At 65.4% G+C, this 18473-nt stretch carries 17 protein-coding genes; 12 read left to right on the forward strand and 5 right to left on the reverse strand.

Annotated elements, in window-relative coordinates:
- Positions 1 to 22: 22 nt before the first annotated feature.
- Together DIE04_RS24730 and DIE04_RS24735 are read right to left on the reverse strand one after the other, a co-directional pair.
- Positions 23 to 448, reverse strand: coding sequence for a DUF3619 family protein (locus DIE04_RS24730; RefSeq protein WP_044844675.1), 426 nt, complete (start codon positions 446 to 448; stop codon positions 23 to 25).
- Positions 445 to 1008, reverse strand: coding sequence for an RNA polymerase sigma factor (locus DIE04_RS24735; protein ID WP_040144687.1), 564 nt, complete (start codon positions 1006 to 1008; stop codon positions 445 to 447). Before DIE04_RS24735 ends, DIE04_RS24730 begins: the two co-directional genes overlap by 4 nt.
- Positions 1009 to 1360: 352 nt before the next feature.
- Here DIE04_RS24735 and DIE04_RS24740 point away from each other — a divergent pair, with 352 nt between their 5' ends.
- The 6 genes from DIE04_RS24740 to DIE04_RS24770 all read left to right on the forward strand — a co-directional run bounded on the left by DIE04_RS24740 (position 1361) and on the right by DIE04_RS24770 (position 8378).
- Complete coding sequence (locus DIE04_RS24740) at positions 1361 to 3124, forward strand: acetolactate synthase 3 catalytic subunit (protein ID WP_044844674.1); 1764 nt, start codon at positions 1361 to 1363, stop codon at positions 3122 to 3124.
- A gap of 112 nt (positions 3125 to 3236) precedes the next feature.
- Positions 3237 to 3728, forward strand: coding sequence for an acetolactate synthase small subunit (gene ilvN, locus DIE04_RS24745; protein ID WP_034207977.1), 492 nt, complete (start codon positions 3237 to 3239; stop codon positions 3726 to 3728).
- 104 nt (positions 3729 to 3832) lie between these two features.
- Positions 3833 to 4849, forward strand: coding sequence for a ketol-acid reductoisomerase (gene ilvC, locus DIE04_RS24750; protein ID WP_044844673.1), 1017 nt, complete (start codon positions 3833 to 3835; stop codon positions 4847 to 4849).
- 127 nt (positions 4850 to 4976) lie between these two features.
- Entirely contained in the window at positions 4977 to 5621 is a 645-nt protein-coding gene (locus tag DIE04_RS24755; protein ID WP_039370565.1) for a phosphatidylserine decarboxylase, read from the forward strand.
- A gap of 15 nt (positions 5622 to 5636) precedes the next feature.
- Positions 5637 to 6509 (forward strand): CDP-diacylglycerol--serine O-phosphatidyltransferase, encoded by an 873-nt coding sequence (pssA, locus tag DIE04_RS24760; RefSeq protein WP_044844672.1) that lies wholly within the window; start codon positions 5637 to 5639, stop codon positions 6507 to 6509.
- Positions 6510 to 6833: 324 nt separating this feature from the next.
- Positions 6834 to 8378 (forward strand): 2-isopropylmalate synthase, encoded by a 1545-nt coding sequence (locus DIE04_RS24770; RefSeq protein ID WP_044844671.1) that lies wholly within the window; start codon positions 6834 to 6836, stop codon positions 8376 to 8378.
- Between the two features lie 79 nt (positions 8379 to 8457).
- Here DIE04_RS24770 and DIE04_RS24775 read toward each other — a convergent pair whose 3' ends face one another.
- The 3 genes from DIE04_RS24775 to DIE04_RS24785 form a co-directional block, all read right to left on the reverse strand.
- Complete coding sequence (locus DIE04_RS24775; RefSeq protein ID WP_124522484.1) at positions 8458 to 10008, reverse strand: SulP family inorganic anion transporter; 1551 nt, start codon at positions 10006 to 10008, stop codon at positions 8458 to 8460.
- 36 nt (positions 10009 to 10044) lie between these two features.
- Positions 10045 to 10686, reverse strand: a complete 642-nt coding sequence (locus DIE04_RS24780; RefSeq protein WP_124522486.1) for a carbonic anhydrase — start codon at positions 10684 to 10686, stop codon at positions 10045 to 10047.
- 386 nt (positions 10687 to 11072) lie between these two features.
- On the reverse strand, positions 11073 to 11585 hold the full coding sequence (locus DIE04_RS24785) for a hypothetical protein (RefSeq protein WP_124487226.1): 513 nt from the start codon (positions 11583 to 11585) through the stop codon (positions 11073 to 11075).
- 190 nt (positions 11586 to 11775) lie between these two features.
- On the opposite strand from DIE04_RS24785, the gene DIE04_RS24790 reads away from it, so the two are divergent.
- The 6 genes from DIE04_RS24790 (at position 11776) to secG (ending at position 18373) form a co-directional block, all read left to right on the forward strand.
- A complete protein-coding gene (locus tag DIE04_RS24790; protein ID WP_124522506.1) occupies positions 11776 to 13035 on the forward strand; it encodes a branched-chain amino acid ABC transporter substrate-binding protein in 1260 nt (419 codons plus the stop codon).
- 117 nt (positions 13036 to 13152) lie between these two features.
- The gene (gene rpsO, locus DIE04_RS24795; RefSeq protein WP_006398792.1) at positions 13153 to 13422 is read left to right on the forward strand and encodes a 30S ribosomal protein S15; all 270 of its coding nucleotides are present in this window, start codon (positions 13153 to 13155) and stop codon (positions 13420 to 13422) included.
- A gap of 291 nt (positions 13423 to 13713) precedes the next feature.
- Positions 13714 to 15861, forward strand: a complete 2148-nt coding sequence (gene pnp, locus DIE04_RS24805) for a polyribonucleotide nucleotidyltransferase (RefSeq protein WP_044844667.1) — start codon at positions 13714 to 13716, stop codon at positions 15859 to 15861.
- 143 nt (positions 15862 to 16004) lie between these two features.
- Positions 16005 to 17024, forward strand: a complete 1020-nt coding sequence (locus tag DIE04_RS24810; protein WP_044844666.1) for an NAD(P)H-quinone oxidoreductase — start codon at positions 16005 to 16007, stop codon at positions 17022 to 17024.
- 140 nt (positions 17025 to 17164) lie between these two features.
- Positions 17165 to 17920: a triose-phosphate isomerase gene (gene tpiA, locus DIE04_RS24815; protein WP_124522488.1), complete on the forward strand. Its 756-nt coding sequence runs from the start codon at positions 17165 to 17167 to the stop codon at positions 17918 to 17920.
- Positions 17921 to 17992: 72 nt separating this feature from the next.
- A complete protein-coding gene (gene secG, locus DIE04_RS24820) occupies positions 17993 to 18373 on the forward strand; it encodes a preprotein translocase subunit SecG (RefSeq protein ID WP_042977371.1) in 381 nt (126 codons plus the stop codon).
- Positions 18374 to 18473 lie beyond the last annotated feature (100 nt).

Here is an 18473-nt window from a genome sequence, read left to right on the forward strand (position 1 = left end):
TCCCCTCGTTATTGTCTGTTTGTTAGCGTGTGTGCGAAAGATACGCGTTGAACCCGTGATCGAGATACGCGTTGAGCGGCAGGTCGTCGCTGAGCATCGCCGCGTCGATGTCGGCGAGTTCGGCGGTGCGCTGCATGTCTTCCCAGTACGCGATGCCGACGAGCCCCGCGAGCAGCAGCGCGAGCGGCCACGCGCGCAGCAGGCGGCGCGCGAACGACGTCTGCGGACGGCTCGCGGGCGGCGTGCCGTATGCGGCGGCGGCACCGGCGAAGGCGGGCACGAACACCGGCGCGGTGGCGGCTTCCGGCTTCTTGCGCGCGAGCGCGGCCCGGCGCGCGACGGCCAGACGATCGGTGGTCGCGGCAGGCAGCGCCGCGGCACGTTCGTCCAGTGCGCGGCGGACCTTCAGCGCGAATTCGTGTTCTCGATTTACGGGAGCGGAGCTCATAGCGTGATTCCTTTGGCCTTGAGCGCTTGCGCCAGGGCATGGGTGGCTCGCGAGCAGTGCGTCTTGACGCTGCCTTCGGAGCACCCCATTGCGGCGGCAGTCTCGGCGACATCCATATCTTCCCAATAACGCATCAGGAACGCTTCCCGTTGACGCGTCGGAAGTTTCTGGATTTCTTCGTCGATCAGGGCCAGAACCTGCTCCCGCTCGAGGCGGTGCTCGGTGCTCTCGACACCTGCATTGTCGTCCGCTGACTCGAGCGTTTCCAGCGGATCGAAGTCCTCGTCGTCCGTATTGTTGAGCGACGAGAACAGCGTGACCCAGGTGTTGCGGACCTTCTGCCGGCGGAACCAGTCGTGGATCGCGTTCTGCAGGATCCGCTGGAACAGCAGCGGCAGTTCGGCCGCCGGCCGGTCGCCGTATTTCTCCGCCAGCTTGATCATCGCGTCCTGCACGATGTCGAGCGACGCATCGTCGTCACGCACGGCGTACGCAGCCTGCTTGAACGCGCGCCTTTCGACGCCCGCCAGAAAGTCGGCGAGTTCCTTGTCTGATGCCATTCCGTAAAGGTATGCGCTGCGGACTGCGGCGTGTGAAAGGTCGAAAAATTTCGTAAAACCCGCGGATGCTAACAAATTTTCGCGCGACTTGGCACCGGTTGCGGCTCGCCCCGTTGCATGCGAGCCGCGTCCGCGGCCCGCCGGGCGGGGCGCATGATGCGCTGCGGGATATTTTGCTTGACGACCCAATCATGACCCGCTATCGTCAGTGATTCGCAACATGAAGTGATGGTCTCATTTGAGGCTGGCCCAAGAAGCCCGCCCTTCAAACTGGACGCGCCGCTTGAACCCGAGCCACAAGCCCGGCAGAGAGCACCCGATCAATTTTTTGCCGAAAATTCGAAAGGTCAAAATGAACATGCCCAGCGCGGAATTCTCCACGTCGGAACCCCTTTCCCCTCCCGATAGCGACTCCATCGGCGCCACCGTGCTCATGAAGGCACTGGCCGACGAAAACGTCGAATTCATCTGGGGCTACCCCGGCGGCTCGGTACTCTACATCTACGACGAGCTTTACAAGCAGGACAAGATTCAGCACGTGCTGGTGCGCCACGAACAGGCGGCCGTGCACGCAGCCGATGCGTATGCGCGTTCCACCGGCAATGTCGGCGTCTGTCTCGTGACGTCCGGCCCCGGTGTCACCAATGCGGTGACCGGCATCGCGACGGCCTACATGGATTCGATCCCGATGGTCGTGATCAGCGGCCAGGTGCCGACTGCCGCGATCGGCCAGGACGCGTTCCAGGAATGCGATACGGTCGGCATCACGCGTCCGTGCGTGAAGCACAACTTCCTCGTGAAGGACGTGCGCGACCTCGCGGAAACCGTCAAGAAGGCGTTCTACATCGCCCGCACCGGCCGTCCGGGCCCGGTGCTGATCGACATCCCGAAGGACATCTCGAAGACGCCGTGCCAGTACGAGCCGGTCAAGAGCGTGTCGCTGCGCTCGTACAACCCCGTCACGAAGGGCCATTCGGGCCAGATCCGCAAGGCCGTGTCGCTGCTGCTGTCGGCGAAGCGTCCCTATATCTACACGGGCGGCGGCATCATCCTCGCCGATGCGGCACGCGAACTGAACCAATTCGCCGACCTGCTCGGCTACCCGGTCACGAACACGCTGATGGGCCTCGGCGGCTATCGCGCGTCGGACAAGAAATTCCTCGGCATGCTCGGCATGCACGGCACCTACGAAGCGAACATGGCGATGCAGCACTGTGACGTGCTGATCGCGATCGGCGCGCGCTTCGACGACCGCGTGATCGGCGACCCGGCGCACTTCGCGTCGCGTCCGCGCAAGATCATCCACATCGACATCGACCCGTCGTCGATCTCGAAGCGCGTGAAGGTCGACATCCCGATCGTCGGCGACGTGAAGGAAGTGCTGAAGGAACTGATCGAGCAGTTGCAGACGGCCGAGCACGGCCCCGACACCGACGCGCTCGCGCAATGGTGGAAGGACATCGAAAGCTGGCGCGCGAAAGACTGCCTGAAGTTCGACCGCGACAGCGAGATCATCAAGCCGCAGTACGTGGTCGAGAAGGCGTGGGAGCTGACGGACGGCAACGCGTTCGTGTGCTCGGACGTCGGCCAGCACCAGATGTGGGCCGCGCAGTTCTACCGTTTCAACAAGCCGCGTCGCTGGATCAACTCCGGCGGCCTCGGCACGATGGGCTTCGGCCTGCCGGCAGCGATGGGCGTCAAGATGGCGCACCCGGACGACGACGTGCTGTGCATCACGGGCGAAGGCTCGATCCAGATGTGCATCCAGGAACTGTCGACCTGCCTGCAGTACGACACGCCCGTGAAGATCATTTCGCTGAACAACCGCTATCTGGGCATGGTCCGCCAGTGGCAGCAGATCGAATACAGCAAGCGCTATTCGCATTCGTACATGGATGCGCTGCCCGATTTCGTGAAGCTCGCCGAAGCGTACGGCCATGTCGGCATGCGGATCGAAAAGACCTCGGATGTGGAGCCGGCGCTGAAGGAAGCGCTGCGCCTGAAGGACCGCACCGTGTTTCTCGACTTCCAGACCGATCCGACCGAAAACGTCTGGCCGATGGTACAGGCCGGCAAGGGCATCACCGAGATGCTGCTCGGATCGGAAGATCTGTAACGGCGCGACGCGCGTCCAGGCCGGGAGCGGCCGCCTTCACGAAGGGCGGTGCGGCACCGGGCGGCGCGCGGCGCGAGTGAATCGACACGGACACATTCTGGAAGAAGCGAACATGAGACACATCATTTCCGTCCTGCTGGAAAACGAACCGGGCGCGCTGTCGCGCGTGGTCGGTCTGTTTTCCGCACGCGGCTACAACATCGAAACCTTGACGGTGGCGCCGACCGAAGACCAATCGCTGTCGCGGCTCACCATCGTTTCCATTGGCTCCGACGACGTGATCGAACAGATCACGAAGCATCTGAACCGCCTGATCGAGGTGGTGAAAGTGGTGGACCTGACCGACGGTGCACACATCGAACGCGAGCTGATGCTGATCAAGGTACGTGCAGTGGGCAAGGAGCGCGAAGAAATGAAGCGGATGTCGGACATTTTCCGCGGCCGCATCATCGACGTGACCGAAAAGACCTACACGATCGAATTGACGGGCGCGAGCGACAAGCTCGACGCATTCATCCAGGGGCTGGACGCCACCGCGATCCTAGAGACCGTGCGTACCGGCAGCTCCGGCATCGGACGCGGCGAGCGCATCCTGAAGGTGTGATGCCGAAATTGCCAAAGAGGCACGCCGGGTGCGCCGTCATGTCCCGGCCCGCAGTACTCCATCTGAACGAATTGTTGAATTTTTGAATTAGCGAAGGAACCATCATGAACGTTTTCTACGACAAAGACGCTGACCTCTCCCTCATCAAGGGCAAGCAAGTCACGATCATCGGCTACGGCTCGCAAGGCCATGCACACGCACTGAACCTGAAGGACAGCGGCGTGAACGTGACGGTCGGCCTTCGCAAGGACGGCGCGTCGTGGAGCAAGGCTGAAAACGCAGGCCTCGCGGTCAAGGAAGTCGCGGAAGCGGTGAAGGGCGCGGACGTCGTCATGATGCTGCTGCCGGACGAGCAGATCGCCGACGTGTACGCGAAGGAAGTGCACGCGAACATCAAGCAGGGCGCGGCGCTGGCATTCGCGCACGGCTTCAACGTCCACTACGGCCAGGTGATCCCGCGCGCCGACCTCGACGTGATCATGATCGCGCCGAAGGCTCCGGGCCACACCGTGCGCGGCACGTACTCGCAAGGTGGCGGCGTGCCGCACCTGATCGCGGTTGCGCAGAACAAGTCGGGCGCGGCACGCGACATCGCGCTGTCGTACGCGGCAGCGAACGGCGGCGGCCGTGCCGGCATCATCGAGACGAACTTCCGTGAAGAGACCGAAACCGACCTGTTCGGCGAGCAGGCCGTGCTGTGCGGCGGTACCGTCGAGCTGATCAAGGCAGGTTTCGAGACGCTGGTCGAAGCCGGCTACGCGCCGGAAATGGCGTACTTCGAGTGCCTGCACGAACTGAAGCTGATCGTCGACCTGATCTACGAAGGCGGCATCGCGAACATGAACTACTCGATCTCGAACAACGCCGAGTACGGCGAGTACGTGACGGGCCCGCGCGTCGTCACGGAAGAGACGAAGAAGGCGATGAAGCAGTGCCTGACCGACATCCAGACGGGCGAGTACGCCAAGAGCTTCATCCTCGAGAACAAGGCAGGCGCCCCGACGCTGCAGTCGCGCCGCCGCCTGACGGCCGAGCACCAGATCGAGCAGGTCGGTGCGAAGCTGCGCGCGATGATGCCGTGGATCGCGAAGAACAAGCTCGTCGACCAGACGAAGAACTAAGCACCGCGTGCTGCTCCGGCCCTTCGAGTGGAGGGTCGGTTTCAAAAAGCCGTCCGAAGGCAGCAGTGCCCCGGGCGGCTTTTGCTATCCTACGGGCTTTGCAATTCACCGAACACCGAACGAACCCATGAACTATCCTCATCCGATCATCGCGCGCGAAGGCTGGCCGTTCATCGCGATTGCAGCCGTCATCGCGTTGTTGATCCACGCCGTCGGGGGCTTCGGCTTCGCATGGCCGTTCTGGCTGCTGCTCGTCTTCGTCGTCCAGTTCTTCCGCGATCCGCAGCGCCCGATCCCGGCGCAGCCGAATGCGGTGCTGTGCCCGGCCGACGGCCGCATCGTCGCGGTCGAGACCACGCAGGATCCGTACGCGAACCGCGAAGCGCTGAAGATCAGCGTGTTCATGAATGTCTTCAACGTTCACTCGCAGCGTTCGCCGGTCGACGGCGCGATCTCCAAGGTCGAGTACTTCCCGGGCGCGTTCCTGAACGCGGCGATCGACAAGGCGTCGACCGAGAACGAGCGCAATGCGGTCGTGATCCAGACGGCGAGCGGCAAGACCGTCACCGCCGTGCAGATCGCCGGCCTCGTCGCCCGCCGGATCCTCTGCTACGTGCGCGCCGGCGAGCCGCTGTCGCGCGGCCAGCGCTACGGTTTCATCCGCTTCGGTTCGCGCGTCGACGTGTATCTGCCGCTCGGCAGCCGCGCGAAGGTGTCGATCGGCGAGAAGGTCTACGCGTCGTCGACGATCCTCGCCGAGCTCGAACAGTAAGCGGCGGGGCGCACGATGGCCGCATTCAAACCGCGTCGGCCGCGTAACGGCTCCGGCCAGACGCCACGTCCGTTCCGCCGCAACAAGGGAATGGCGCCCGATCCCGCGCCGCTCGAGAGCCGCCGCGCCGCGCGCCAGCGGTTCCTGAAGACGCGTGGCATCTATCTGCTGCCGAACGCATTCACGACCGCCGCGCTGTTCTGCGGCTTCTTTGCGGTCGTGCAGGCGATGAACGTGCGCTTCGAGATCGCCGCGATCGCGATCTTCGTCGCGATGGTGCTCGACGGGATGGACGGGCGCGTCGCGCGCATGACGCATACGCAAAGCGCGTTCGGCGAACAGTTCGACAGCCTGTCGGACATGGTGTCGTTCGGCGTCGCGCCCGCGCTCGTGATGTACGAGTGGGTGCTGAAGGATCTCGGCCGCTGGGGCTGGCTCGCCGCGTTCGTCTATTGCTCGGGCGCCGCGCTGCGTCTCGCGCGCTTCAACACGAACATCGGCAGCGTCGACAAGCGCTTCTTCCAGGGGCTGCCGAGCCCGGCCGCCGCCGCGCTGATCGCCGGCTTCGTCTGGCTCGCGACCGACAATCGCGTGCCGATGAAGCTCGGCTGGCTGCCCTGGGTCGCGTTTGCACTGACGATCTATGCGGGCGTGACGATGGTGTCGAACGCGCCGTTCTACAGCGGCAAGGCGCTCGACGTGCGGCACCGCGTGCCGTTCGCGGCGATCCTGCTGGTCGTCGTCGCGTTCGTGCTCGTGTCGTCCGATCCGCCGCTGATGCTGTTCTGCCTGTTCGTGCTGTACGGGCTGTCCGGCTACGTGTTCTGGGCCTACATGGCCGTGCGCGGACGGGCGAATCCCGCGCGCTCGTCGCAACGCGACCACTGACGCGCAACCTGTCCGGAAGCGGCGGCCTCGGAGGTGATTCCGGGCCGCCGTTTTCATTTGCCCCTTTTTCGTGCGTCGGAGCCCGGTATCCCGGGTGCCGTCCGATTGCGCACCCGGCGGAATGTCGCTATAGTCTTCGGCATGACTGCATTTCCCCGCCTCTCCCTCCTTCTAGCCGGTGCGCCGCTACGCGCGCTAGCTTTGGCGCGCCTGCCGCGCTGACCGTTCTCGCCCTCCGTCAAGCCTCGTCTGTTGTTGAGCGTCGCCAGCGGTGGCGCGATCTCATTACGTTCGATTCCCGTATAAAGAGCCCTGGAGCCCCCCATGACAGACAAGCTGATCATTTTCGATACGACGTTGCGTGACGGTGAACAATCGCCCGGCGCGTCGATGACGAAGGAAGAGAAAATCCGCATCGCGAAGCATCTCGAGCGGATGAAGGTCGACGTGATCGAGGCCGGTTTCGCGGCCAGCTCGAACGGCGACTTCGACGCGATCCACACGATCGCCGGTCTCGTGAAGGACAGCACGATCTGCTCGCTGGCGCGCGCCAACGACAAGGACATCCAGCGTGCGGCCGACGCGCTGAAGCCGGCCAACAGCTCGCGGATCCACACGTTCATCGCGACGTCGCCGCTGCACATGGAAAAGAAGCTGCGCATGACGCCGGACCAGGTGTTCGAGCAGGCGCGCCTCGCGGTGCGCTTCGCGCGCAAGTTCACCGACAACGTCGAATTCTCGCCGGAAGACGGCAGCCGTTCGGATCTCGACTTCCTGTGCCGCGTGCTGGAAGCGGTGATCGCCGAGGGGGCGACGACGATCAACATCGCCGACACGGTCGGCTACGGCGTGCCGGAGCTCTACGGCAACCTCGTGAAGACGCTGCGCGAACGCATTCCGAACTCGGACAAGGCGATCTTCTCCGTGCATTGCCACAACGATCTCGGGATGGCGGTGGCCAACTCGCTCGCCGGCGTGAAGATCGGCGGCGCGCGCCAGGTCGAGTGCACGATCAACGGTCTCGGCGAGCGCGCGGGCAACACGTCGCTCGAGGAAATCGTGATGGCCGTGAAGACCCGCAAGGACTACTTCGGCCTCGACGTCGGCATCGACACGACGCAGATCGTGCCGACCTCGAAGCTCGTGTCGCAGATCACCGGTTTCGTCGTGCAGCCGAACAAGGCGGTGGTCGGCGCCAACGCGTTCGCGCACGCGTCGGGCATCCACCAGGACGGCGTGCTGAAGGCGCGCGACACCTACGAAATCATGCGCGCGGAAGACGTGGGCTGGACCGCGAACAAGATCGTGCTCGGCAAGCTGTCGGGCCGCAACGCGTTCAAGCAGCGCCTGCAGGAGCTCGGCGTGTCGCTCGACAGCGAAGCCGAACTGAACGCCGCGTTCATGCGCTTCAAGGACCTCGCCGACCGCAAGGCCGAGATCTTCGACGAAGACATCATCGCGATCGTCTCGGAAGAATCGGCGCTCGCGCACGAGCAGGAGCACTTCAAGTTCGTGTCGCTGTCGCAGCGTTCGGAGACGGGCGAGCAGCCGCAGGCGAAGATCGTGTTCGCGGTCGAAGGCAAGGAAGTGACCGGCGAGGCACGCGGCAACGGGCCGGTCGACGCGACGTTCAATGCGATCGAGGGTGAAGTCGGCAGCGGTTCCGAACTGCTGCTGTACTCGGTGAACGCGATCACGACCGGCACGCAGGCGCAGGGCGAAGTGACGGTCCGGCTGTCGAAGAGCGGGCGGATCGTCAACGGTGTCGGCACCGATCCGGACATCGTCGCCGCGTCCGCGAAGGCGTACATCTCGGCGCTGAACAAGCTGCATTCGAAGGACGACAAGGTCAACCCGCAGCGCGCGTAAGCGCTGCGCGTCGAGCGCCCGAAGCACACGAAACGCCCCGAGCGGCCTCGCGCCGCGCGGGGCGTTTTTCATGCGCCGCTCATTCGGCGGCCGGCGCGCGGAACGACCAGCGGCGCGCGGCCGGGCGGGGCGCCGGGCTGCGGCGGCGGAATTCGACCGCGATCCCGCGCCGCGGCGCATCGGCGATGAACGCGTCGAGCAGTTCGAGCACGTCGTGGTCGATGTAGTCGGCGCGCGTCGCGTCGATGATCACGGCCGCGCGGTCCGGAATGTGCCGCAGGTGATGCTTGACCTGCACCTTGCCGAGGAACGACACGTCCTTGCGGAACGACAGCAGGAAGTGGTCGTCGTGCTGCGCGAGCGTGACGGGGCTCTTCAGGTTCGCCACCGCGACCGCCAGCACGCTGCAGGCGAGGCCGAGCGCGATGCCGAACAGCAGGTCGACCGCCAGCACGCCCGCGATCGTCGCGGCGAACGGCACGAACGCGGCCGGGCCCTGCTTCAGCACCGAGCGGAACAGCGCCGGTTTGGCGAGCTTGAAGCCGGTGTGGATCAGTATCGCCGCGAGGCTCGCGAGCGGGATCAGGTTGATCAGCCCGGTGAGCGCGAACACGCTGGCGAGCAGCAGGATCCCGTGCACGATCGCCGACATCCGGCTTTGGGCACCCGCGTTCACGTTGACCGAACTGCGCACGATCACCGACGTGATCGGCAGCCCGCCGACCGCGCCCGCGACGAGATTGCCGACGCCCTGGGCCTTGAGTTCGCGGTCCGGCTGGGTCGGCCGGCGCTTCGGATCGATCTGTTCTACCGCCTCCAGGCTCAGCAGCGTCTCGAGGCTCGCGACGACCGCGAGCGTGATCGCGACGCGCCACACGTCCGGATTGACGAGTTGCGCGAAGTTCGGGCCGAGCTCGGCATGCTTCAGCGATGCCGCGAGCGCCGCGAACGATTCGAGCTCCGGCAGCGTGACGCGATGCGCGGCGCCCGGCGCGACCGACGGTGCAACGACGCCGAGCACCAGCGTCGCGCCGATGCCGAACACGACGACCGCGAGCGGCGCAGGCACCGCGCGTACCCAGCCGAAGCGCTTGAGCGCGGGCGTGTCCCACGCGACCAGCAGCGCGAGCGAGATGAGCGCGATGGCCGTTGCGGCCCAGGCGGTCGGCAGGCCGGGCCACGATGCAAACGATTGCGCGGCCGGCCCGCCGATGCCGAATGCGAACGGAATCTGCTTCACGACCAGCAGCAGGCCGATCGCCGCGAGCATGCCCTTGATGACGGGCGACGGTACGTACGCGGCGAAGCGGCCGGCGCGCAGCATGCCGAAGCCGAACTGCAGCACGCCGGACAGCAGCACAGCGAGCAGGAACGCGGAAAAGCTGCCGAGTTGCGCGATCCCTTCGACGACGATCACGACGAGGCCGGCGGCCGGCCCGCTGACCGACAGTGACGAGCCGCTCAACAGCGCGACGATGATCCCGCCGACGATGCCGGACACGAGCCCGGCGAACGGCTCGACGCCGGACGCATTGGCGATGCCGAGACATAACGGCAGCGCGACGAGGAACACGACGATGCCGGCGACGATGTCGCGCGGCAGGGTGGACAGGCGGTCGTTCAGTTTCATGGTTGGGGTGATTTCATTGGCGTAGGGAGGGGCGGATCAGCCGAGAGCGGCGGCCATGGCGGCATGCTCCGGTTCGGCTTCGGCCGGCGCTGTCGTGTAGCCGGAATCGAGTTCCTTCAGGCGGCCGTCGGCAAGCGAAAAGATCCAGCCGTGCACGAGCGGCGGCCGCTGCCGGCCATGCACGATCGGCGAAGCGCGCAGCAGCCGCACCTGTTCGAGCACGTTAAGTTCCGCCAGGCGGTCGGCGGCGGCCGTGTCGTCGAGTCCGTCGAGCGTGTCGCGATGGCGCCGTGCAAGCGCGCACAGCGGCGCGATGCGGCGCGCGACGTGCGGCAGGTCGGCCGGCGGCGGCAGCAGCGACGCGCGCACCCCGCCGCATCCGTAGTGGCCGCACACGATCACGTGGTCGACTTCGAGCACGCGCACAGCGTACTCGAGCACGCTCGCGGAATTGTCGTCGTCGGGATGGAACAGGTTCGCGATGTTGCGATGGACGAACAGCTCGCCGGGCACGCAGTGCGTGATGGTTTCGGCTGGCACCCGGCTGTCGGCGCAGCCGATCCACAGCACGCGCGGATTCTGGCCGCGCGCGAGTGCGTCGAAGAAACCGGGCGTGTGCTCGTGCGTCTCGCGGGCCCAGGCGATGTTGGCAACCAGCATGCTCTTGGGGCGATTCATGAGGACTCCTTTCTGATAAGGACAAACAAATACCGGACGAAGTGGAGCAATAGGATGCTTTCTAAATTGAAAGGTTCAATTTCATCCGATATTAGGGGTATGCCCTAACATCCGGTGCCAATGATACAAATTGTTTCAACTCGATCTGGCGAGGTGCACCGAATGCACCAATGCAACGCATGACATGTATCGTACATGCCTGTTTCCTCCTGGCGGCCGCGTGGCGCGGGGCTCATCGCGATGCTTTGGGCGCATATTCGATCGGAAAGGATTGCTGCTTCAATTCGAAATTAATCGAATATGACGGAAAAAATGAAATGGCCATTCACGCAGCAATTCGTGAATGGCCATTGTGAAAATTTCGCGTAAATGCGCAATCGATCCGATCAGAACAGATTGCGGCGGTCGGGATCGTGCAGCGGGTCCGGTGTTTTCTGCGTGGTGCGCAGGATGCCCTGCGGGTCGAAGTAGAAGCTGTACATCATGTACCAGACGTTGTCTTCGAGATAGCGGTAGGTCCATACCTCGCGCTTCATCAGCGGGAAGTAGGACGTCTCGACCGGGCGGCCGAAATTGACGAGCACGTCGGTCTTGGTCCACTTGCCGATATCCGCGCGATAGAACTCGCTCGGCTGCAGCACCTGGCGCACGTTGACGATCCGGTGGGCCGCGTCGACGTCGGCCGCGATGGTGATCTCGCCCATCGGCTGGGTCGGCCACATCAGGCGCTTGCCGCCGCCGGGCAGGTCGTAGATCTCGCGCGGCGGGCCCATGCGCGCGACGATCGCCGACTCGTCCTGGCCGGCCTGGTATTGCTGCCACGGTTGCGCACAGCCGGCGAGCAGCGCCGCCGCACAGGCGACCAGCACCGGCAGGCGCGCGGGAATGCGAATGCGCATGGGATCCTCCAGAACGCTCTAACCGTTCAGTTGTATCACGGACGGCGCGCGCCGGCGCATCGTGCCGAAAAAATCGGTGCGGATCGCCGGCCGGGTGTCGTCGGGCTATCGTTGCGCGCCGGGCTTGCGGCCGGCGCCGTCCGCGTCCTATGATCCGCGCTTCTCGGACGGGTTGAAGGGCAGGGAGCCGATGCAGCTGTGGAAACGGTACGCGCTCGCATGGAGCGCCGGGTGGATGCTGGCGTCGTCCGCGTTCGCGGCAGGCGAGCCGGTGCGGATCGCGCTGATCGAAGGGATGTCGGGCCCGTTCGCGAACGCGGGCGCGGCCGTCGAGCGCAACCTGCGCTTCGGCGTCGAGCGGGTCAACGCGGCGGGCGGCGTGAAGCTGCGTGACGGCGCGCACCCGCTCGAACTCGTCGTGCTCGACAGCAAGGGCAGCCCGGAGGAGGCGTTGGTGCAGCTGCGCGCGGCGGCGGACCGGCACATCGGTTTCGTCGCGCAGGGCAACAGCTCGGCGGTCGCGGCCGCGCTCGTCGCGGCGCTCGACAAGCTGAACGCGCGCAATCCGGACAGCCGGATGCTGTTCCTCAACTATTCGGCCGACGATCCGGCGCTGACCGGTGCGCGCTGCAGCTTCTGGCATTTCCGCTTCGACGCGCACGCGGGGATGCGGATGGCCGCGCTGGCGGACGTGATGGCGCGCGACCGCCCGCTGCGCAAGGTCTACCTGCTGAACCAGGACTACAGCTTCGGCCACGACGTCAGCGCGCTGGCGCGGCAGGCGCTGGCCGAGCGGCGCCCCGACGTGACGATCGCCGGCGACGAATTCCACCCGATCGGCCGCATCAAGGATTTCTCGCCCTATATCGCGAAGATCCGCGCAAGCGGCGCGGACGCCGTCGTGACCGGCAACTGGGGCAACGACCTCACGCTGCTCGTGAAGGCGGCGCGCGAGCAGGGGCTGAACGCGAAGTTCTATACGTTCTATGGCAACAGCCTCGGCGCACCGGCCGCGCTCGGCGATGCGGGCGTCGGCCGGGTGGTCGCCGTCGCGGACTGGCATCCGAACGCGGGCGGCGCGCAATCGGACGCGTTCTACCGCGCGTTCCGGACCCGTTTTCCCGCTGCCCCGGACGACTATCCGGTGCGACGGATGAGCCTGATGATCGAGATGCTCGCGGCGGCGATGAATCGCGCCGGCTCGTCCGACCCCGTCGCAGTGGCGCGCGCGCTCGAAGGGCTGTCGCTCGACGACGGCTTCCACGCGTCGTCGATGCGCGCGCAGGATCACCAGTTGATCCAGCCCCTTTATGTGATGGAAATGGACAAGGCCGGCACGCCGGGCGTGCGCTTCGACAACGAGGGCTCGGGATACGGTTTCCGGACCGTCCTCGCGGTGCCCGCGCAGCGCACGCAGATGCCGTCGACCTGCTCGATGACGCGCCCGTGACAGGAGGCGATGGAACGGCGTGCAGTTGTGCTACAATGCCCGCCGGTTGTAAGTCACGGCACGGCCATTCTTCCGTGTCCGCCTGTTAGTTAGCCAGTAGGAAACAAAGGAAATCTCATGTCTGTTGCAGATATCAAGAAGTCGGAAGTCGTTGCTCAGTTCGCCCGCGGTACCAACGACACGGGTTCGCCCGAAGTCCAGGTCGCACTGCTGACCGCACGTATCGTCGAACTGACGGGTCACTTCAAGACCCACGCGAAGGATCACCACAGCCGCCGCGGCCTGCTGCGCATGGTGAGCCGCCGCCGCAAGCTGCTCGACTACCTCAAGGGCAAGGATGCCGACCGTTACCGCGCGCTGATCGAGAAGCTGGGTCTGCGTAAGTAATCGAGGCGATTGCCGCCAGCAAGATGCCTGTGTCAGTCCGCTGATGCAGGCATTTTGTTTTTGCGCGGTGCGTAGCGTCACGCGCACCGCAGGTCGTCCGGCACGTGGGTGCCGGGCTGCCGGAACGGCTGATACCGGGGTCGGGATTTGTGTCATTCCAGCGCGCCGCTCGTCGAGCGGCGTGCTGGAATGGCATAAAAAACACACCTTGCTCCGGGTGATTCGGTCGGGACGCCGCCGCGCGGGATGGCCCGCACGGCGAATGAAATGAATGAATTCAAAGGAGCAACCATGTCCATGTTCAACAAGGTCGTGAAGGAATTCCAGTGGGGCCAGCACAAGGTGCGCCTCGAAACCGGTGAAGTCGCCCGCCAGGCGAGCGGTGCCGTGATCGTCGACGTGGAAGACACCGTCGTGCTGGCCACCGTCGTCGGCGCGAAGTCGGCGAAGCCGGGTCAGGACTTCTTCCCGCTGACCGTCGACTACCTCGAGAAGACCTACTCGGCCGGCAAGATCCCGGGCGGCTTCTTCCGTCGCGAAGGCCGTCCGTCGGAACACGAGACGCTGACGTCGCGCCTGATCGACCGTCCGCTGCGCCCGCTGTTCCCGGAAGGCTTCTACAACGAAGTCCAGGTCGTGATCCACGTGCTGTCCGTGAACCCGGAAATCCCGGCGGACATCCCCGCGCTGATCGGCGCATCGGCCGCGCTCGCCGTGTCGGGCCTGCCGTTCAACGGTCCGGTCGGTGCCGCGCGCGTCGCGTACATCGACAACGCCTACGTGCTGAACCCGACGCGTGACCAGATCAAGGCATCGAGCCTCGACCTCGTCGTCGCCGGTACGGAGCGTGCGGTGCTGATGGTCGAATCGGAAGCCGACCAGCTGCCGGAAGACGTGATGCTGGGCGCGGTCGTGTTCGGCCACGAGCAGATGCAGACGGCGATCGACGCGATCCACGAACTCGTGCGCGAAGGCGGCAAGCCCGAGTGGGACTGGCAGCCGGCACCGAAGAATGAAGCGCTGATCGCGCGCGTGACGGAACTGGCGCACGGCGACCTGCTCGCCGCTTACCAGCTGCGCGACAAGCAAGCGCGTTCGACGAAGCTGAAGGAAGTCTACGCGGCAACCTCGGCGAAGCTCGAGGAAGACGCGCTGGCGGCCGGCACGGTCGCGGCCGACAAGGCGACCGTCGGCAATATCCTGTTCGACATCGAAGCGAAGATCGTCCGTTCGCAGATCCTGAACGGCGAGCCGCGCATCGACGGTCGCGACACGCGCACCGTGCGTCCGATCGAGATCCGCACCGGCGTGCTGCCGCGCACCCACGGTTCGGCGCTGTTCACGCGTGGCGAAACGCAGGCGCTCGTCGTCGCGACGCTCGGCACGAAGGGTGACGAGCAGATCATCGACGCGCTCGAAGGCGAATACCGCGAGCGCTTCATGCTCCACTACAACATGCCCCCGTTCGCGACCGGCGAAACGGGCCGCGTCGGCTCGCCGAAGCGTCGTGAAATCGGCCACGGCCGTCTCGCGAAGCGCGCGCTGGTCAAGTGCCTGCCGAGCGCCGACGAATTCGGCTACTCGATCCGCGTCGTGTCGGAAATCACCGAATCGAACGGTTCGTCGTCGATGGCATCGGTGTGCGGCGGCTGCCTCGCGCTGATGGACGCCGGCGTGCCGATGAAGGCGCACGTCGCGGGCATCGCGATGGGCCTGATCCTCGAGGGCAACAAGTTCGCGGTGCTGACCGACATCCTCGGCGACGAAGATCACCTCGGCGACATGGACTTCAAGGTGGCCGGCACGGAGCAAGGCGTGACGGCGCTGCAGATGGACATCAAGATCCAGGGCATCACGAAGGAAATCATGCAGGTCGCGCTCGCGCAGGCGAAGGAAGGCCGCATGCACATCCTCGGCAAGATGACCTCGGCGGTCTCGGGTGCGAACACGCAACTGTCGGAATTCGCGCCGCGCATGATCACGATCAAGATCAACCCGGAAAAGATCCGCGACGTGATCGGCAAGGGCGGTTCGGTGATCCGCGCGCTGACCGAAGAAACCGGCACGACCATCGACATCTCCGATGACGGCGTCGTGACGATCGCGAGCACGAACAGCGAAGGCATGGCCGAAGCGAAGAAGCGCATCGAGCAAATCACGGCTGAAATCGAAGTCGGCCAGGTGTACGAAGGCACGGTGCTCAAGCTGCTCGATTTCGGCGCGATCGTGAACCTGCTGCCGGGCAAGGACGGCCTGCTGCACATCTCGGAAATCGTCAACGAGCGCGTGAAGGACATCAACGACTACCTGAAGGAAGGCCAGCAGGTAAAGGTCAAGGTGATCCAGACGGACGAGAAGGGTCGCGTGCGTCTGTCGGCGAAGGCGCTGCTGAACGAAGCAGCGGCGGCGTCGCATTCGGATACGCCGCCGCAGCAGTAAGCGGACAGGCGTGAGAACGGCCGGCAGTGCGAAAGCGTGCCGGCCGTTTTTTCTGTAGCATCGTTGTGCGGCGCAGCAGCGCCGGCGAGGCGCCCGTGCCGCGCACGGGTGCGCCACCCGATTCCGATCCTGGAGCGACCACCATGCAAGCCATCGAAATCACCGAATTCGGCGCCCCCGACGTGCTGAAGCTCGCGGAGCGTCCGCGCCCCGAACCGAAGCGCGGCGAAGTGCTGATCAAGGTGGCGGCTTCCGGCGTGAACCGGCCCGACGTATTCCAGCGCAAGGGCGCGTATGCGCCGCCGCCGGGGGCATCGGATCTGCCGGGCCTCGAGGTCGCGGGCGAGATCGTCGGCGGCGACCTGTCTGATGCGGCGCTGAACCCGTTCGGCCTGAAGCTGGGCGATCGCGTCTGCGCGCTGCTCGCGGGCGGCGGCTACGCCGAGTACGCGGTCGCGCCGCTGCCGCAATGCCTGCCGGTTCCCGATGGGCTGACCGACATCGAAGCCGCATCGCTGCCTGAAACGTTCTTCACGGTGTGGAGCAACGTGTTCGACCGCGCGCTGCTCGGCGCGGGCGAGGGCGGCGAGCAGGAAACGCTGCTCGTGCAAGGCGGCTCGAGCGGGATCGGCGTGACGGCGATCCAGATCGCGCACGCGCTCGGCTATCGCGTGTTCGCGACGGCCGGGAATGCCGACAAATGCCGGGCATGCGAGGCGCTCGGCGCCGAACGTGCAATCAACTACAAGACCGAGGACTTCGTCGAGGTCGTCAAGTCGCTGACGCACGATCGTGGCGTCGATGTGATCCTCGACATGGTCGCAGGCTCGTACGTGCCGCGCGAACTGTCCGCGCTCGCGGATGGCGGCCGCCTCGTGCTGATCGCGCTGCTCGGCGGGGCGAAGGCCGAGGTCAACCTGAACGAGATCCTGCGCCGCCGGCTGACGGTTACGGGCTCGACACTGCGTCCGCGTCCGGTCGAATTCAAGGCGCGCATCGCCGCACAGCTGAAGGCGCGCGTCTGGCCGCTGCTCGCGGACGGCCGCATCAAGCCCGTGATCTACCGCGTGCTGCCGGCCGGCGAGGCCGCGCAGGCGCATGCGCTGATGGAAAGCGGCGAGCACATCGGCAAGATCGTGCTCGATTGGGGTACGACCACCTAACGGCCGTGCGGCCGGACTTGACATGTGCGGTTTGACCGGTTCAAGCCGCGCGCAGTAAAATCGCGGGTTTGCTTCGCCAGATCCAACCTGACGGCCGGTTTCCGGTGCGTTAATGACAAGATAGTGACGAGACAGACACGATGTCGAAACAACGAACGAAGCGAGTGATCGGCAACTGGAAGATGCACGGCCGGCTGGCCGGCAACCAGGCATTGCTGAACGAAGTGGTGCAGGGCGCAGGCGCGGTGGCGGCCGAGACGTCGATCGGCGTGTGCGTGCCGTTCCCGTATCTCGCGCAGGTTCAGGCGCAGCTCGCCGGCGGCCGTGTCGCGTTCGGCGCGCAGGACGTGTCCGCGCACGAGCAGGGCGCGTTCACCGGTGAAGTGGCGGCCGCGATGGTGGCGGAGTTCGGCGCGCAGTATGCGATCGTCGGTCACTCGGAGCGCCGCGCGTATCACGGCGAGCGAAGCGAAACCGTCGCTGCGAAGACGCAGCGCGCGCTCGCGGCAGGCCTCACGCCCGTCGTGTGCGTCGGTGAAACGCTCGACGAGCGCGAAGCGGGTGCGACCGAGCAGGTGGTCGGTGCGCAGCTCGACGCCGTGCTGGCCGTGCTGACGGCCGACGAGGCGGCGCGCATCGTCGTCGCGTACGAGCCGGTCTGGGCGATCGGCACGGGCAAGAGCGCGACGTCGGCGCAGGCGCAGGACGTACACGCATTCCTGCGTGCGCGTCTCGCGGCAAAGGGGGCGGCGGACGTATCGGTGCTGTACGGCGGCAGCGTGAAGCCGGACAACGCGGAAGAGCTGTTCGCGCAGCCGGACATCGACGGCGGCCTGATCGGCGGCGCGTCGCTGAAGGCGGAAGATTTCCTGGCGATCTGCCGGGCTGCGCGTTGAGCGGTCCGGGGTCGAATTGAACCATGATGGCGGCCGGTCGGTCCGGTCGCCTGATCCAATCGGGTGGGTGTGATGCTGTTATTCAAGACGCTGATTATTGTCGTGCAGGTACTGTCTGCGCTGGGTGTGATCGGGCTGGTGCTGCTCCAGCACGGCAAGGGTGCCGACATGGGCGCTGCATTCGGCAGCGGCGCGTCGGGGAGCCTGTTCGGGGCGACAGGCTCCGCGAACTTTCTTTCGCGCACGACGGGCATTCTCGCGACGATCTTTTTCGTCGCGACGCTCGCACTGACGTATCTCGGTTCGTACAAGTCGACGCCGTCGGCCGGCGTGCTCGGCACGGCAGCGACCGCGCCGGCATCGGCACCTGCAGCATCGGCACCGGCAGTCGCGGCGTCCGCCGCGGTGGCGGGGTCGGCCGCAAGCGCGCCGGGCCAGGACGTCCCGAAATAAAAAGTTAAATTTTTTGCGGTTGTGCGTTGAACAAATCTGGAACTCGGGTTAGAATTTAATTCTTGAAGCGATTCGCGGGAAACGAGCAGTACAACCCGAG

It is taken from the genome of Burkholderia sp. Bp8994 (assembly GCF_003853805.1).
GTDB lineage: Bacteria > Pseudomonadota > Gammaproteobacteria > Burkholderiales > Burkholderiaceae > Burkholderia.

What these genes read in the sequence shown, in the direction of transcription:
- DIE04_RS24730 (WP_044844675.1), bottom strand. Translation starts at nt 448, where the DNA reads ATGAGCTCCGCTCCCGTAAATCGAGAACACGAATTCGCGCTGAAGGTC.
- DIE04_RS24735 (WP_040144687.1), bottom strand. Translation starts at nt 1,008, where the DNA reads ATGGCATCAGACAAGGAACTCGCCGACTTTCTGGCGGGCGTCGAAAGG.
- DIE04_RS24740 (WP_044844674.1), top strand. Translation starts at nt 1,361, where the DNA reads ATGAACATGCCCAGCGCGGAATTCTCCACGTCGGAACCCCTTTCCCCT.
- ilvN (WP_034207977.1), top strand. Translation starts at nt 3,237, where the DNA reads ATGAGACACATCATTTCCGTCCTGCTGGAAAACGAACCGGGCGCGCTG.
- ilvC (WP_044844673.1), top strand. Translation starts at nt 3,833, where the DNA reads ATGAACGTTTTCTACGACAAAGACGCTGACCTCTCCCTCATCAAGGGC.
- DIE04_RS24755 (WP_039370565.1), top strand. Translation starts at nt 4,977, where the DNA reads ATGAACTATCCTCATCCGATCATCGCGCGCGAAGGCTGGCCGTTCATC.
- pssA (WP_044844672.1), top strand. Translation starts at nt 5,637, where the DNA reads ATGGCCGCATTCAAACCGCGTCGGCCGCGTAACGGCTCCGGCCAGACG.
- DIE04_RS24770 (WP_044844671.1), top strand. Translation starts at nt 6,834, where the DNA reads ATGACAGACAAGCTGATCATTTTCGATACGACGTTGCGTGACGGTGAA.
- DIE04_RS24775 (WP_124522484.1), bottom strand. Translation starts at nt 10,008, where the DNA reads ATGAAACTGAACGACCGCCTGTCCACCCTGCCGCGCGACATCGTCGCC.
- DIE04_RS24780 (WP_124522486.1), bottom strand. Translation starts at nt 10,686, where the DNA reads ATGAATCGCCCCAAGAGCATGCTGGTTGCCAACATCGCCTGGGCCCGC.
- DIE04_RS24785 (WP_124487226.1), bottom strand. Translation starts at nt 11,585, where the DNA reads ATGCGCATTCGCATTCCCGCGCGCCTGCCGGTGCTGGTCGCCTGTGCG.
- DIE04_RS24790 (WP_124522506.1), top strand. Translation starts at nt 11,776, where the DNA reads ATGCAGCTGTGGAAACGGTACGCGCTCGCATGGAGCGCCGGGTGGATG.
- rpsO (WP_006398792.1), top strand. Translation starts at nt 13,153, where the DNA reads ATGTCTGTTGCAGATATCAAGAAGTCGGAAGTCGTTGCTCAGTTCGCC.
- pnp (WP_044844667.1), top strand. Translation starts at nt 13,714, where the DNA reads ATGTCCATGTTCAACAAGGTCGTGAAGGAATTCCAGTGGGGCCAGCAC.
- DIE04_RS24810 (WP_044844666.1), top strand. Translation starts at nt 16,005, where the DNA reads ATGCAAGCCATCGAAATCACCGAATTCGGCGCCCCCGACGTGCTGAAG.
- tpiA (WP_124522488.1), top strand. Translation starts at nt 17,165, where the DNA reads ATGTCGAAACAACGAACGAAGCGAGTGATCGGCAACTGGAAGATGCAC.
- secG (WP_042977371.1), top strand. Translation starts at nt 17,993, where the DNA reads ATGCTGTTATTCAAGACGCTGATTATTGTCGTGCAGGTACTGTCTGCG.